Raw genomic sequence first — 14304 nt, 5'->3', positions numbered from 1 at the left:
AAAGGCGGTCTTTTTGTTGCTGCTTCCCCGCAATAAACGGGGAAGTTTTAGCCGCGCAACCGTTTTCCTTGCCTGTATTACGTGCTATTCTCTGTGCCCTCGAAAGCAGAGTGTTCCGCACCACAGGAGTTTTAAGACGCATGTCTTCCCGCAATAATCCGGCGCGTGTCGCCATCGTGATGGGGTCCAAAAGCGACTGGGCTACCATGCAGTTCGCCGCCGACATCTTTGACATCCTGAATGTTCCTCACCACGTAGAAGTGGTCTCCGCACACCGCACCCCCGATAAACTGTTTAGCTTCGCCGAAAGTGCAGAAGAGAACGGCTATCAGGTGATTATTGCCGGTGCGGGCGGTGCAGCACACCTGCCGGGTATGATTGCCGCCAAAACGCTGGTGCCGGTGCTTGGCGTACCGGTACAGAGCGCGGCGCTGAGCGGCGTCGATAGCCTCTACTCTATCGTGCAAATGCCACGCGGTATTCCGGTCGGCACCCTGGCGATTGGTAAAGCAGGCGCGGCTAACGCTGCGTTACTGGCGGCGCAAATCCTGGCGACCCATGATAAAGACCTTCACCAGCGTCTGGATGCCTGGCGTAAAGCCCAGACAGACGAGGTGCTGGAAAACCCGGATCCGCGGGGTGCGGCATGAAGCAGGTTTGCGTCCTGGGTAACGGTCAGCTAGGCCGCATGCTGCGCCAGGCCGGTGAACCGCTGGGAATTGCCGTCTGGCCGGTTGGTCTGGATGCGGAACCCGAAGCGGTTCCCTTTCAGCAGAGCGTAATTACTGCCGAAATCGAACGCTGGCCAGAGACCGCGTTGACTCGCGAACTGGCGCGCCATAACGCCTTTGTAAACCGTGATGTCTTCCCCATCATTGCCGATCGTTTTACCCAGAAACAGCTGTTCGACAAGCTGCACCTCGCCACCGCGCCGTGGCAGTTGCTGGCCGATAAAGGCGAATGGCCCGCCATCTTTGCGACCCTTGGCGAACTGGCTATTGTTAAGCGCCGCGTCGGCGGTTACGACGGACGCGGCCAGTGGCGTTTACGCGCACACGAAACCGCCGAACTTCCGGACGACTGCTACGGTGAGTGCATCGTTGAACAGGGTATCAACTTCAGCGGCGAAGTCTCGCTGGTGGGCGCCCGGGCTCATGATGGCAGCACCGTCTTTTATCCGCTGACCCACAACCTGCATCAGGACGGCATCCTGCGTACCAGCGTCGCTTTCCCGCTGGCCAATGCCGAACAGCAAGCGCAGGCAGAGAGCATGCTCAGCGCCATTATGCAGGAGCTGGGCTACGTGGGTGTGATGGCGATGGAGTGTTTTGTCACCCCTGGCGGCCTGCTGATCAACGAGCTGGCGCCCCGCGTCCACAACAGCGGCCACTGGACGCAAAACGGCGCCTCCATCAGCCAGTTTGAGTTGCACCTGCGCGCCATTACCGGCCTGCCGTTGCCGCAGCCGGTGGTCAATAGCCCGTCGGTGATGATCAACCTGATCGGCACCGATCTCAACGATGACTGGCTGAAACTGCCGCTGGTGCATCTGCACTGGTACGACAAAGAGGTGCGTCCGGGTCGTAAGGTGGGTCACCTCAACCTGAACGATACCGATACGGGCCGCCTGAGCGCCACGCTTGAAGCCCTGGTTCCGCTGCTGCCGGCAGAGTACGCCAGCGGTATCGCCTGGGCGCAGGCAAAGCTGCAGTAATCCCTTCCGCCGGGGAGTTGACCTTCCCCCTCCCCGGCGTACAATCCCGCCCATTGCTTTCGCTTCTCCTGGAATGATCATGAACAATGGAACGGATTACCGCGCCATTCTGGCTGCCGGAACGCCCCTGCTTGACGTACGCGCCCCTGTCGAATTTGCCCAGGGCAGTATGCCTACTGCCCTGAATCTGCCCTTGATGAATGATGATGAGCGCGCCGCGGTGGGCACCTGCTATAAACGTCAGGGCGCCGACGCCGCACTGGCGCTGGGCCATCGGCTGGTCAGTGGCGTAACCCGTGAAGCGCGTATTCACGCCTGGCGCGACGCCTGTCTGGCCCATCCTGAGGGCTACCTCTGCTGCGCTCGTGGTGGACAGCGTTCACACATTGCGCAGGCATGGCTAAAAGAGACGGGCGTGGAGTATCCGCTGATTACCGGGGGCTACAAAGCGCTGCGTCAGGCCGCGATACAGGCTACCGACGAGCAGGTTAAAAAACCGCTGGTGCTGGTGGGCGGCTGTACGGGCAGCGGCAAAACGCTACTGGTGAAACAGCATCCTGACGGGATCGACCTGGAAGGGCTGGCGCGCCACCGCGGCTCCTCTTTTGGCCGTACGCTCAGGCCGCAGCTTTCACAGGCGAGCTTTGAAAACGCTCTTGCCGTTGCGTTACTGCAAAAGGCCGCACCGCGCTGGGTGCTGGAGGATGAGGGGCGGATGATTGGTTCGAATCATCTTCCTGAAAGCCTGCGTGAGCGCATGACTAACGCTCCCATTGCAGTCGTAGAAGATCCCTTTGATGTTCGTCTGGATCGCCTGCGCGAGGAGTATTTTGTCCAGATGTGGCAGGCATTTCTCGGCGCATACGGGGAAGTGCGCGGCTGGCAGGAGTACAGTGACTATCTGCACCAGGGTCTGTACGCTATCCGCCGTCGCCTGGGTTTACAGCGCTTTGCTGAACTCACGGCCCTGCTGGAAAGTGCGCTCATTGCGCAGCAGCGCACCGGCGGCACGGAGGCCCACGACGCCTGGCTTGCGCCGCTGCTCAATGACTATTACGACCCTATGTACCGCTATCAGCTTGAAAAGAAGGCTGACAACGTGGTCTTTCGGGGCACCTGGCACGACGTGGCCGCCTGGCTGGCGGCTTGATTTAGCGGCGATCACGGTTGTCGGCGCGCTTTGCCAGCCACCGAATACCTACACAATCTACAGCAGCCGCGACGGTGCCTCGCTGCTACCCCGGTGGCCAGGCCACCGGGGCACACAACTTAGAAGTCGTAACGCAGACGTACCAGGTTCATGTCGCCCAGGTCGTCGGTGCTGGAGGTGAACACGTGCTCGTAATCCACACGGAAACCGTAATCCAGCTGGAAGCTAATCCCCACGCCGTTGTCGATGCGCTGGTAGTTGCGACCATTCATGTACTCGATACGATCGCCCATGAAGTAAGGCTGGATGGATTTCACCGCATACTGACCGATCGGGAATTTATAACCGGCAAAGTACTCAATACCCCAGGCATCACCCGCGAAGTAGTGGTTCACGTCGGTTTTCTTGGTGGTCATGAAGTTCTGATACCAGCCGCCGCCCAGGGAGAAGGTCCACTGTTCTGGCGTCCAGCTCAGCGCCGTACCCAGGATGTTCTGATCGTAGGCTTTGCTGTCGCCGTTGCCCGGGTTACGCATTTCTGCGCGGGTGTAGTTCCATGCCGCACCCCAGGTGAGGTCGGTGGTCAGGTTGTAATCCACGCCCAGCGAGCCGCCGCCTTTACGCTTATAACGCATGCCGTCGTTCGCCAGATAGGTGCTATCCGCAAACAGGTAAGAGGCATAAATATTGGCATCGCCGATGGTTTTCTTATATTTCAGCATTTTGCGAGAACGGTAAGAGCCATCGTAATCACCGTTAATACCGTTGCCCGATGCCTGGCCGATCATGTCGTAATCCCAGATATCGGTTTTCGCGCCCACCACATCGTAGTAAACACTGTTCTGCTGACCGAAGGTCAGGGTGCCCCAGGTGTCGCTCTTCAGACCGGTATAGAGCATACGACGCGAAGTATCGTGCGCGCCATCAGCATAGTGGTTATCCCAGTTAAACTGAGCCGGAATATTCACGCCCAGCTCGTAGTAGCTCACCCAACTGATGTCATCAAACAGGTAGTAATCTGCCGCGAAACGGAAACGGGTACCGCCATCAAAGCCGTTACGCTTGTAGCCGTTTTTACCGTCATCGCCGGTCATGTTCTGGAATTGCGGACGGATACTGCCGCCTACGGTGAAGTTTAAACGGCTCAGCGGATTACCCGCCTGCGGATCTTGCTTCAGAACGGTAATCTCTGCCTGGGATGCGAAAGACGTCAATGCCACTGCCGCGCCGATGGCCACTGCCAGCGCTGTTTTATTTTTAGACATTATTATTCCTTGATAGACACTCTGCTATTTATTTAGCAGGCGAATATTAACCGGGATTTATCGCGCCGTGTTGTCCGGTTTTTAATGTTTTGTGCTGCTAACTATCAAGGAGTTATCTTTGTGTGCTACTAAAGAGGCACGTACCGGCATATCAACCGGTACGTGATGTTCACGAAGGGGAATTAACCGACAAACTGACGGAATAACGCTTTGCCTTTCAGCAAGCGCGCTCCCAGCCAGCCGCCGCAAAGCGAGAGGAGAACCGCACCGCAGACAGGCAGCGTGATCCACAGGCGCCAGTCCGGCTCCCACGGGAAGTCAAAGACCCGGGTCTGCAACAGTGCCAGTGCCGTTTCGGCACCAATGGCGGCCACCAGCCCGGAGACCATCCCCAGCAGCGCAAACTCACACCACAGCGTGGTGCGCAGCAGTGATTTGCCGGCACCCAAAGTGCGGTAGACCACCAGCTCCTGATGACGCTGGCGCATGCCCACCTGTACCTGAGCCAGCAGCAGCAACAGTCCGCAGATAGTGACCAGCACCACCATCACTTCCAGCGCGCGGCTTACCTGCTCCAGCACCTGCCCGACCTGTTTCAGGATCGCGCCGATATCCAGCAGACTGATGGTGGGAAATTCCCGGTTAAGCTGCGTGAGCATGCCATTGCCGTTTTCCCAGCGGAAGCTGGTCAGCCAGCTTTGCGGCTGCCCGTCCAGCGCTCCGGGCGGGAAGATAAAGAAGAAGTTAGGCCGCAGGCTCTCCCAGTCCACTTTACGCAGGCTGGTCACTTTCGCACTGAAGTCCTGCGTATCGCCGGTAAAGGTCACCGTATCCCCGAGCTTGACGTTCAGACGTTTCGCCAGCCCCTCTTCCATCGACACTTCACCGGCCCCAGGCGGCCAGCTTCCCGCCGTGATCGGGTTGTGATCCGGACGTTTCTCCTGCCAGGTAAGGTTCAGTTCGCGGTTGAGCGCTTCGTCCTGGTTACCTTCGGTCGCCTTGCCGTCAATTTGCGTCAGACGCGCCCGCACAATGGGGTAGAAGGAGTCCGGGACAATCTGGTGCTCTGAGAGAAACGCCTTCAGGGGCGTGATCTGTTCCGGCGCAATGTTGATCAGGAAGTAGTTCGGACTCTCCGGTGGAAGTTGCTGTTGCCAGCGATCCAGCAGATCGCCGCGCAGCACCAACAGCAGCGCCAGCAGCATAAACGAGAGCGAAAACGCGGAAAGCTGACTGAGCGTTGACCAGGGCTGACGCAGCAGGCGATTGATGGCCAGACGCACCGGCAGAGATTTAACGGTTAACCCTTTCAGCACGCTCAGCAGCATCCAGCCCAGCAGGCCACAGAGCAAGGCCAGCACAACTGCCCCCGCCAGTACCGCCCACAGCAGCATACTCCCGCCCATCAGCCAGGCGTGCAGCGCCACGACCACTGCCGTCATCACTGGCAGATAGATTTTCAACGGCCAGACGCGCGCCACCGCATCACGGCGCAGTACCCGCAGCGGCTGGGTGGCCAACAACAGCCGGTAGGGACGCAGGCCCACCAGCAGCGAGATCACCCCCATCGCTCCCATCGCCCAAAGCCATGGCCAGAGGCTGGCTGGCGGCAGCGCTGCAGGTAGCACCGGTTTGAGCAGCACCATCAGCACTTTTTCGAACAGCAGCCCCATTACCCCGCCGGTGAGGGCTGACAAAGCCAATACCATCAGCCACTGACCGACAATCAGTTTACGCAGTTGCGCCCGACCCGCGCCGAGGGTTTTGAGGATTGCCACCAGATCGTAGCGACTGCGGCAGTAGTGGCTCATCGCTACCGCCACCGCCGCCACCGCCAGCAGCAGGGTTAACAGCGCCGAGAGCAGCAGGAATTGTTGAGAGCGTTCCAGCGATTTGCCCAGCGCCCCCTCATCCTGCTCTAGCCCATACCAGCGATGTTCGGGCTTGAGCTGTGGCAGGAGCCATTTCTCATAGGACTCGAGTTGAGCCGGGGTACCGGCAAATTTATAGCGCCAGGTGACGCGGCTGCCGGGCTGCACGGCGCCGGTTTTTTCCACGTCGGCCGTGTTCATCAACAGGCGCGGGGCCATCTGAAAGGGGTTAAACCCGGAGTCGGGCTCCTGCACCACTTCACCTGCAATCCGGAGAGTGGCATCACCCACATCGATGCTATCGCCCGCTTTCAGGTTTAGCAGCGCCATCAAACGCGGTGCCAGCAGCACCGTCCCGGCGGCAGGCTTCATCCCCGGTGGCTGCGTCTGTAGCTCACCGTACATCGGGTAGCGATCGTCAACGGCTTTGACGCTGGCAAGCTGCGGGGTATCGGCGGCAAAGGTCATGGTCTGGAAGCTGAGCTGTTCGCTCACTTTCAACCCCTGCCGGCGGGCTTCATCAAGCCAGGCCTGCGGTACCTCGCGCGAGCTGCGCAAAGCCCGATCCCCCGCCATAAATTCTCGGCTTTGCTGGCTCAGGCCTTTCTCCATGCGATCGCTGACGCTCCCCAGCGCCAGTACGCAGGCTACCGCTAAGCTTAGCGCCATCCAGACTATCAGCAGCGAGGGGGAGCGCCATTCGCGCCAGAACCAGCGGGCAATCATGCTTCCTCCTGCAGTACGCCATTCACCAGACGCAGACGCCGATCGCAGCGGGCCGCCAGTTGAGGATCGTGGGTCACCAGAATCAGCGTGGTACCGTGCTCACGGTTCAGGGAGAAGAGCAGATCGGCAATTTTATCACCGGTCTGGCGATCGAGGTTGCCGGTGGGTTCATCGGCAAAGAGCACCTCCGGGCGACCGTTAAAGGCGCGGGCCAGCGCCACGCGCTGCTGCTCGCCGCCGGAGAGCTGCGCCGGGAGGTGATCAAGGCGCTTGCCCAAACCCAGCTGTTCCAGTAAGGCTTTGGCGCTACGCCGGCTCTGGCTGCTGTTCTCGCCGCGCAGCAACCCTGGCAGTTCGACGTTTTCCAGTGCATTAAGCGTCGGGATCAACATAAATGACTGAAAGACAAAGCCAATATGTTTTGCCCGCAGCGCTGCACGCGCCTCTTCATCCATGCTGTGCAGCGGCTGGCCCACCAGCTTCACCTCACCGCTGCTGCCATCATCCAGCCCGGCGAGGATCGCCAGCAGCGTGGATTTACCGGAACCGGATTCGCCAATCAGCGCGATGCTCTGCGCGCGTTTGACAATGAGTTCAACTCCGGTAAGGATGGAAAGCTCGTGCTCACCCTGACCCACGGACTTCTTAAGATGATGAACTTCAACAATGTTTTCCGCTGGCATTTGCCCTTCCTGTTTCTGATTCTGATGACATTCCGCGCCGCGGCGGCGGACACGTTATTAATTTTGGGCGACAGCCTGAGCGCGGGCTACCGGATGGCGGCGAATGCCGCCTGGCCCGCGCTCCTTAATGATAAATGGCAGACGCAAACTTCGGTGATCAACGGCAGTATCAGCGGCGATACCTCGCAGCAGGGGCTTGCCCGACTGCCCGCTCTGCTGAAACAACATCAGCCGCGCTGGGTACTGGTGGAACTGGGCGGCAACGACGGCCTGCGCGGTTTTCAGCCGCAGCAAACCGAGCAGACGCTGCGTAAAATTTTGCAGGATATCCGCGCCGCCAACGCACAGCCGCTGTTAATGCAAATTCGCCTGCCCGCAAACTATGGACGTCGCTATAATGAGTCCTTCAGCGCGATCTATCCTCGTCTTGCCAAAGAGTTTGATATTCCTCTCCTGCCCTTTTTCATGGAAGAGGTTTATCTGAAACCACAATGGATGCAGGACGATGGTATCCATCCTAATCGCGATGCTCAGCCGTTTATTGCCGACTGGATGGCAACACGGCTGGCTCCTTTAGTTAAACATGACTCGTAATTCAGCGGAGATCCTGACAGGTAAAGTTATGCAAAAATCGGTCTTAATTACAGGATGTTCCAGCGGAATTGGTCTTGAAAGCGCCCTTGAGTTGAAGCGCCAGGGGTTTTGGGTGTTAGCCGCCTGTCGAAAACCGGAAGATGTCGAACGGATGAACGGCAAAGGGCTTACCGGCGTGCTGCTGGATCTGGACAGCCCGGAAAGTATCGACCACGCGGCCGAAGAGGTGATTGCCCTGACCAACGGCAAGTTATACGGCTTGTTCAATAATGCCGGATTTGGCCTCTATGGCGCGCTGCAGACCATCTCTCGCGAGCAACTCGAACAGCAGTTTTCTGCCAACTTTTTCGGCGCGCATCAGTTAACCATGAAATTGCTGCCCGCCATGCTCCCTCACGGAGAGGGACGCATTGTGATGACCTCGTCGGTCATGGGACTTATTTCAACCCCGGGCCGTGGTGCCTATGCCGCCAGTAAATACGCCCTTGAAGCCTGGTCTGATGCGCTGCGCATGGAACTGCGCCACAGCGGTATCAAAGTGAGCCTGATTGAGCCAGGCCCAATCCGCACCCGCTTTACCGAAAATGTGAATCAGACCCAATCGGATAACCCGGTGGAAAATCCCGGTATCGCCGCACGTTTTATCCTCGGTCCGGAGGCGGTTGTCGCCAAAGTGCGCCATGCTTTTGAGAGCAATCGTCCAAAGATGCGCTATCCGGTCACGCTGGTGACCCATGCCGTTATCCTGCTGAAACGGCTGTTGCCTGGCCGGATAATGGACAAATTTTTACAGGGCTGAGTTGAAGCTAACCGCCCCGCCCCCATGTAAATAAAAACGCATAAAAGAGAAGGCCGCATGTCAGTTCAGAATATCGTTAACATTACCGAAGCGAACCTGCATCAGACCCTTGAACAGTCGATGGCGAAGCCCGTGCTGTTCTACTTCTGGTCTGAGCGTAGCCAGCACTGCCTGGAACTCACCCCCGTGCTCGAAAAACTCGCCGCCCAGTATAACGGCCAGTTTATTCTGGCGAAGGTGGATTGCGACGCCGAACAGATGGTCGCCTCCCAGTTTGGCCTGCGCGCCATTCCTACGGTGTACCTGTTCCAGAATGGCCAGCCCGTCGATGGTTTCCAGGGCCCACAGCCGGAAGAGGCCATCCGCGCCCTGCTGGAAAAAGTACTGCCTCGCGAAGATGAGTTAAAGGCGCAAGAGGCGCTGGCGCTGATTCAGGAAGGGAAGCACGACGAGGCGCTGCCGCTGCTAAAAGAGGCGTGGCAGTTGTCGAACCAGGATAGCCAGATTGGCCTGCTGCTGGCTGAAACCCAGCTGGTGCTGAACCGCCCGGACGATGCCGAAGCGGTGCTGAAAACCGTGCCGATGCAGGATCAAGATACCCGCTATCAGGGGCTGGTCGCCCAGATTGACCTGCTGAAGCAGGCGGCAGACACCCCAGAAATTCAGCAGCTGCAACAGCAAGTTGCCGATAACCCTAACGATGCCGCACTGGCCAGCCAGCTGGCGCTGCAACTGCATCAGGTTGGCCGCAATGAAGAGGCGCTGGAGCTGCTGTTTGGTCACCTGAAAACGGATCTGGCTGCCGCTGACGGCCAGGCGCGCAAGATGTTCCAGGAGATCCTGGCTGCGCTGGGTACCGGTGATGCGCTGGCGTCGAAATATCGTCGTCAGTTGTATGCGCTGCTGTACTGATCCGCATCTCCTTCCTGTCGCCCCGCGCCGTTAGCGGGGCTTTTTTATATCTGAATCTTGCTTTGCCCTCGCTTTCAGGGCGAATTCTCCTGTGATAGCCGATATACTCATGAGCAACAAACGAACAGTTGTTCTCGAAACATGGAAGGCAAAACAGGAGGTTTCTTTATGCTTATCGTTATACCCGTCTTGATCTTTGTGGTGCTGGTCGTTGTCGGCGCCGGGGTCAAAATCGTCCCTCAGGGCTATCAATGGACCGTCGAACGTTTTGGGCGTTACACCACGACGTTGCAGCCCGGCCTGAGTCTTATTGTTCCGTTTATGGACAGAATTGGTCGCAAGATCAACATGATGGAACAGGTTCTTGATATCCCCTCTCAGGAGGTCATCTCCCGGGATAACGCCAACGTCACCATCGATGCCGTCTGCTTTATTCAGGTGATTGACGCGCCGAAGGCGGCCTATGAGGTCAGCAACCTTGAGCTGGCGATCATCAATTTAACCATGACCAATATTCGTACCGTGCTGGGGTCGATGGAGCTGGATGAGATGCTCTCCCAGCGCGACAGCATCAATACTCGCCTGCTGCATATTGTGGATGAAGCCACGAACCCCTGGGGCATTAAGGTTACGCGTATCGAAATTCGCGACGTACGCCCGCCAGCAGAACTGATCTCCTCCATGAACGCGCAGATGAAAGCCGAGCGAACCAAGCGCGCCTATATTCTTGAGGCCGAAGGGGTGCGTCAGGCTGAAATCCTTAAGGCCGAGGGGGAGAAGCAGTCACAAATCCTGAAAGCCGAGGGGGAACGTCAGTCTGCCTTCTTACAGGCTGAGGCGCGCGAACGTTCCGCAGAAGCAGAAGCCCGGGCAACGCAGATGGTCTCTGAGGCGATTGCCGCCGGGGATATTCAGGCGATTAACTACTTTGTAGCGCAAAAATACACTGAGGCGCTGCAGAACATCGGTGCCGCGAACAACAGCAAAGTGGTGATGATGCCTCTGGATGCCAGCAGCCTGATGGGCTCGATTGGCGGTATTGCCGAGCTCATTAAAGAGAGCGGTAACGAGCGCAAATCATGATCGCGCTGATCCTCGCCCATCCGCATGTTTTTTGGCTCAGCCTCGGCGGCCTGCTTCTGGCGGCCGAAATGCTTGGCGGCAACGGGTATTTACTCTGGAGCGGCGTGGCGGCAGTGGTCACCGGGCTTGCGGTGTGGCTTATGCCGTTCGGCTGGGAGTGGCAGGGCATCCTGTTCGCGGCGCTGACCCTGCTGGCTGCCTGGCTGTGGTGGCGCTGGCTGTCGCGTCAGGTGCGGGAACAAAAACCGGCCGATGCAACGCTCAATCAGCGTGGTCAACAACTGGTGGGTAAACGCTTCACCCTCGAGACCGCCCTGGTTAACGGGCGCGGCCATATGCGGGTTGGCGACAGCTCCTGGCCAGTGCTGGCCGACGAGGACCTCCAGGCAGGAACCCGGGTTGAGGTGGTGGCGGTCGAAGGGATCACCCTGCGTGTGAGATCCTGTTAAGCCCCCGACTTACGATGGCAGCAGCCGGAAAGATTGTCGATGATCGGACAATCGGCGCTGTCATCGCCCGGGCAGGCTTCGGCCAGCGCCAGCAGCTGCGTCCGCATCGCCTGCAGTTCGACAATATGGCGTTCTATCTCCGCCACCTTCTCCAGGGTTCTGCGTTTCACATCCGCGCTGTGTCGCTCGGGATCGTTAAACAGCATCACCAGATTGCCGCACTCCTCCAGGTTAAATCCCACCTGCCGGGCCTGGCGCAGCAGCGTAAGCTCATCGAGATGTTTTTGCGTATAACTGCGGTAACCATTTTCACTGCGCAGCGGCGGCGTCACCAGCCCCTTCTCTTCATAGAAGCGAATCGCTTTGCTGGTTAAACCGGTTTTTTTTGCCACATCACTGATATTCACCTTTCCCCCTTGACCTTCCCCTTGATGGAAGGTTTAACCTTCATAATAGTTAGCAGAGAACAGTATGACGGTTATTATCTGACCGGGTCATTATAAAGGAGTTTACTATGTCTCACACCATCGACCTGACACTGGACGGCCTCTCCTGCGGCCACTGTGTCAAACGCGTTAAAGAGAGCCTGGAGCAACGCGCCGACGTGGAAACGGCGGACGTGACTATCGATCACGCCGCCGTCACCGGCAGCGCCAGCGCGGAAGCCCTGATCGATACCATCAAACAAGCCGGCTACGGGGCGGAGTTAAGCCACCCAAAGGCTGATCCGCTGACAGCGTCATCAATCCCGTCGGAAGCACTGACAGCGGCCCCCTCTGAGCTTCCGGCAGCCGATGACATTGACGACAGCCAGCAGCTGTTGATCAACGGCATGAGCTGCGCCAGCTGCGTATCCCGGGTACAGAGTGCACTGCAAACAGTGCCGGGGGTAGTACAGGCACGGGTCAACCTGGCGGAGCGCACTGCCCTTGTGATGGGCAACGCCTCCGCCGCTGATTTAGTGCAGGCTGTCGAAAAAGCAGGCTACGGCGCGGAGGCGATTGAAGACGATGCCGAACGCCGCGCCCGCCAGCAAGAGACCGCCGTTGCCACCATGAAACGCTTCCGCTGGCAGGCGATAGTCGCGCTGCTGGTGGGGATCCCGGTCATGGGCTGGGGGATGCTCGGCGACAACATGATGGTCACCGCCGAAAACCGCAGCCTGTGGCTGGCCATTGGCCTGCTTACCCTGGGGGTGATGGTCTTTGCCGGGGGCCACTTCTATACCAGCGCCTGGAAGAGCCTGAAGAACCGCACCGCTACCATGGATACGCTGGTGGCGCTGGGTACGGGCGCGGCATGGCTCTACTCCATGAGCGTCAACCTCTGGCCTCAGTGGTTCCCGATGGAAGCCCGCCATCTTTATTACGAAGCCAGCGCGATGATCATTGGTTTGATCAATCTTGGCCATATGCTGGAGGCGCGCGCACGTCAGCGCTCCTCGAAAGCGCTGGAGCGGTTACTGGATCTGACGCCCCCTACCGCGCGTGTCATCACGGAAGAGGGTGAAAAGAGCCTCTCACTGGCGGATGTCCAGCCTGGCATGATTCTGCGTCTGACCACCGGCGACCGCGTTCCGGTCGATGGGGAGATCACCGAAGGTGAAGCCTGGTTCGATGAAGCGATGCTGACCGGTGAGCCTGTCCCGCAGCAAAAGAGCGGCGGTGAAAACGTGCACGCCGGCACCCTGGTACAGGACGGCAGCGTGCTGTTCCGTGCCAGCGCGGTGGGAAGCCATACCACACTGTCGCGAATTATCCGTATGGTGCGCCAGGCACAAAGCAGCAAGCCTGAAATCGGTCAGCTGGCCGATCGCATCTCCGCCATTTTTGTCCCCGTGGTCGTCCTGATTGCGCTGTTCAGCGCTGGGATCTGGTATCTATTTGGCCCGGCACCGCAGATTGTTTACACCCTGGTGATCGCCACCACGGTGCTGATTATCGCCTGTCCGTGCGCCCTGGGGCTGGCAACGCCCATGTCGATTATCTCAGGCGTAGGCCGTGCCGCGGAATTTGGTGTGCTGGTGCGCGATGCCGATGCTCTGCAACGCGCCAGTACTTTGGATACGCTGGTCTTTGATAAAACCGGCACCCTGACAGAAGGCAAACCGCAGGTGGTTGCCGTCAAGACGACAGGCATTGAGGCCGATGATGCGCTGCGCCTCGCCGCTGCGCTGGAGCAGGGCTCAAGCCATCCGCTGGCCCGCACCATCATCGAAAAAGCCGGAGAGGCGAACTTGCCGCAGGTGGTCAATTTCCGCACCCTGCGCGGCCTGGGCGTTAGCGGCGAAGCAGACCAGCGTCCCCTGCTGCTGGGGAACGAAGCGCTGTTGAATGAGAACGGCATTGATACCGCCGCGATGGCCGATGAGCTGAACGCGCAGGCATCACAAGGGGCTACGCCGGTGCTGCTGGCCGTGGAGGGTAAAGTGGCCGCGCTGTTCGCCATTCGTGATCCGCTGCGCCAGGACAGCGTCGAGGCACTGCAAAGACTGCACCGCGCCGGGTATCGGCTGGTGATGCTGACCGGCGACAATCCCACCACCGCGGCGGCCATTGCAAAAGAGGCGGGTATTGATGAAGTTATTGCCGGGGTGCTGCCGGATGGCAAAGCCGACGCCATTAAAAATCTGCAGCGCCAGGGGCGCCAGGTGGCCATGGTGGGCGATGGCATTAACGATGCCCCGGCGCTGGCCCAGGCAGAGGTGGGGATTGCCATGGGCAGCGGTAGCGATGTAGCAATTGAAACCGCCGCCATCACCCTGATGCGTCATAGCCTGACGGGCGTAGCGGACGCGCTGGCCATTGCAAAGGCGACGTTGCGCAACATGAAGCAAAACCTGATGGGGGCCTTCGTCTATAACGCGCTGGGCATTCCAGTTGCGGCGGGGATTTTATGGCCGCTAACCGGGACTCTGCTTAATCCGGTCGTGGCCGGAGCGGCAATGGCGCTCTCTTCCATTACTGTGGTAAGTAACGCGAACCGTTTGTTGCGCTTCAAACCTAAGGCCTGACGTAACAGCCCTTCCCGCCTGCCGGGAGGGGCTAAAGTTTGCACC

At 58.8% G+C, this 14304-nt stretch carries 13 protein-coding genes; 9 read left to right on the top strand and 4 right to left on the bottom strand.

Annotated elements, in window-relative coordinates:
• The first annotated feature begins 140 nt into the window (after nt 1-140).
• The 3 genes from purE to mnmH all read left to right on the top strand — a co-directional run bounded on the left by purE (nt 141) and on the right by mnmH (nt 2864).
• Nucleotides 141-650 carry a 5-(carboxyamino)imidazole ribonucleotide mutase gene (purE, locus tag B3511_RS04320; protein WP_046884412.1) on the top strand — a complete coding sequence of 170 codons (510 nt, stop codon included), beginning with the start codon at nt 141-143 and terminating at the stop codon, nt 648-650.
• Nucleotides 647-1714: a 5-(carboxyamino)imidazole ribonucleotide synthase gene (gene purK, locus B3511_RS04315; protein ID WP_212476997.1), complete on the top strand. Its 1068-nt coding sequence runs from the start codon at nt 647-649 to the stop codon at nt 1712-1714. Before purE ends, purK begins: the two co-directional genes overlap by 4 nt.
• Before the next feature lie 79 nt (nt 1715-1793).
• Complete coding sequence (gene mnmH / locus B3511_RS04310) at nt 1794-2864, top strand: tRNA 2-selenouridine(34) synthase MnmH (protein ID WP_286777598.1); 1071 nt, start codon at nt 1794-1796, stop codon at nt 2862-2864.
• A 119-nt stretch (nt 2865-2983) separates the two neighbouring features.
• Here mnmH and B3511_RS04305 read toward each other — a convergent pair whose 3' ends face one another.
• From B3511_RS04305 to ybbA, 3 genes are all read right to left on the bottom strand, one after another.
• Complete coding sequence (locus B3511_RS04305; protein ID WP_046884415.1) at nt 2984-4129, bottom strand: porin; 1146 nt, start codon at nt 4127-4129, stop codon at nt 2984-2986.
• A 182-nt stretch (nt 4130-4311) separates the two neighbouring features.
• On the bottom strand, nt 4312-6726 hold the full coding sequence (gene ybbP / locus B3511_RS04300; protein WP_286777597.1) for a putative ABC transporter permease subunit YbbP: 2415 nt from the start codon (nt 6724-6726) through the stop codon (nt 4312-4314).
• Nucleotides 6723-7409 carry a putative ABC transporter ATP-binding protein YbbA gene (ybbA, locus tag B3511_RS04295; RefSeq protein WP_046884516.1) on the bottom strand — a complete coding sequence of 229 codons (687 nt, stop codon included), beginning with the start codon at nt 7407-7409 and terminating at the stop codon, nt 6723-6725. The genes ybbP and ybbA overlap by 4 nt, the downstream gene beginning before the upstream one ends.
• Here ybbA and tesA point away from each other — a divergent pair.
• From tesA to B3511_RS04270, 5 genes are all read left to right on the top strand, one after another.
• Nucleotides 7380-8003, top strand: coding sequence for a multifunctional acyl-CoA thioesterase I/protease I/lysophospholipase L1 (tesA, locus tag B3511_RS04290; protein ID WP_040078576.1), 624 nt, complete (start codon nt 7380-7382; stop codon nt 8001-8003). The genes ybbA and tesA overlap by 30 nt on opposite strands.
• On the top strand, nt 7993-8802 hold the full coding sequence (locus B3511_RS04285; protein WP_286777596.1) for an SDR family oxidoreductase: 810 nt from the start codon (nt 7993-7995) through the stop codon (nt 8800-8802). Before tesA ends, B3511_RS04285 begins: the two co-directional genes overlap by 11 nt.
• Before the next feature lie 57 nt (nt 8803-8859).
• Entirely contained in the window at nt 8860-9714 is an 855-nt protein-coding gene (locus B3511_RS04280) for a co-chaperone YbbN (protein WP_046884418.1), read from the top strand.
• A gap of 168 nt (nt 9715-9882) precedes the next feature.
• Nucleotides 9883-10797 carry an SPFH domain-containing protein gene (locus tag B3511_RS04275; RefSeq protein WP_040076850.1) on the top strand — a complete coding sequence of 305 codons (915 nt, stop codon included), beginning with the start codon at nt 9883-9885 and terminating at the stop codon, nt 10795-10797.
• Entirely contained in the window at nt 10794-11246 is a 453-nt protein-coding gene (locus B3511_RS04270; RefSeq protein ID WP_207293134.1) for an NfeD family protein, read from the top strand. Before B3511_RS04275 ends, B3511_RS04270 begins: the two co-directional genes overlap by 4 nt.
• Here B3511_RS04270 and cueR read toward each other — a convergent pair.
• The gene (gene cueR / locus B3511_RS04265) at nt 11243-11653 is read right to left on the bottom strand and encodes a Cu(I)-responsive transcriptional regulator (RefSeq protein WP_207293133.1); all 411 of its coding nucleotides are present in this window, start codon (nt 11651-11653) and stop codon (nt 11243-11245) included. The genes B3511_RS04270 and cueR overlap by 4 nt on opposite strands.
• A gap of 107 nt (nt 11654-11760) precedes the next feature.
• On the opposite strand from cueR, the gene copA reads away from it, so the two are divergent.
• Complete coding sequence (gene copA / locus B3511_RS04260; RefSeq protein WP_286777595.1) at nt 11761-14259, top strand: copper-exporting P-type ATPase CopA; 2499 nt, start codon at nt 11761-11763, stop codon at nt 14257-14259.
• Nucleotides 14260-14304: the final 45 nt, after the last annotated feature.

The organism is Leclercia sp. UBA1284, assembly GCF_002308415.1.
GTDB classification, from domain to species: Bacteria; Pseudomonadota; Gammaproteobacteria; order Enterobacterales; family Enterobacteriaceae; genus Enterobacter; species Enterobacter pneumoniae.
Note: the sequence above shows the minus strand (reverse complement) of the source record. Positions and strands in the feature narration are given on the sequence as shown.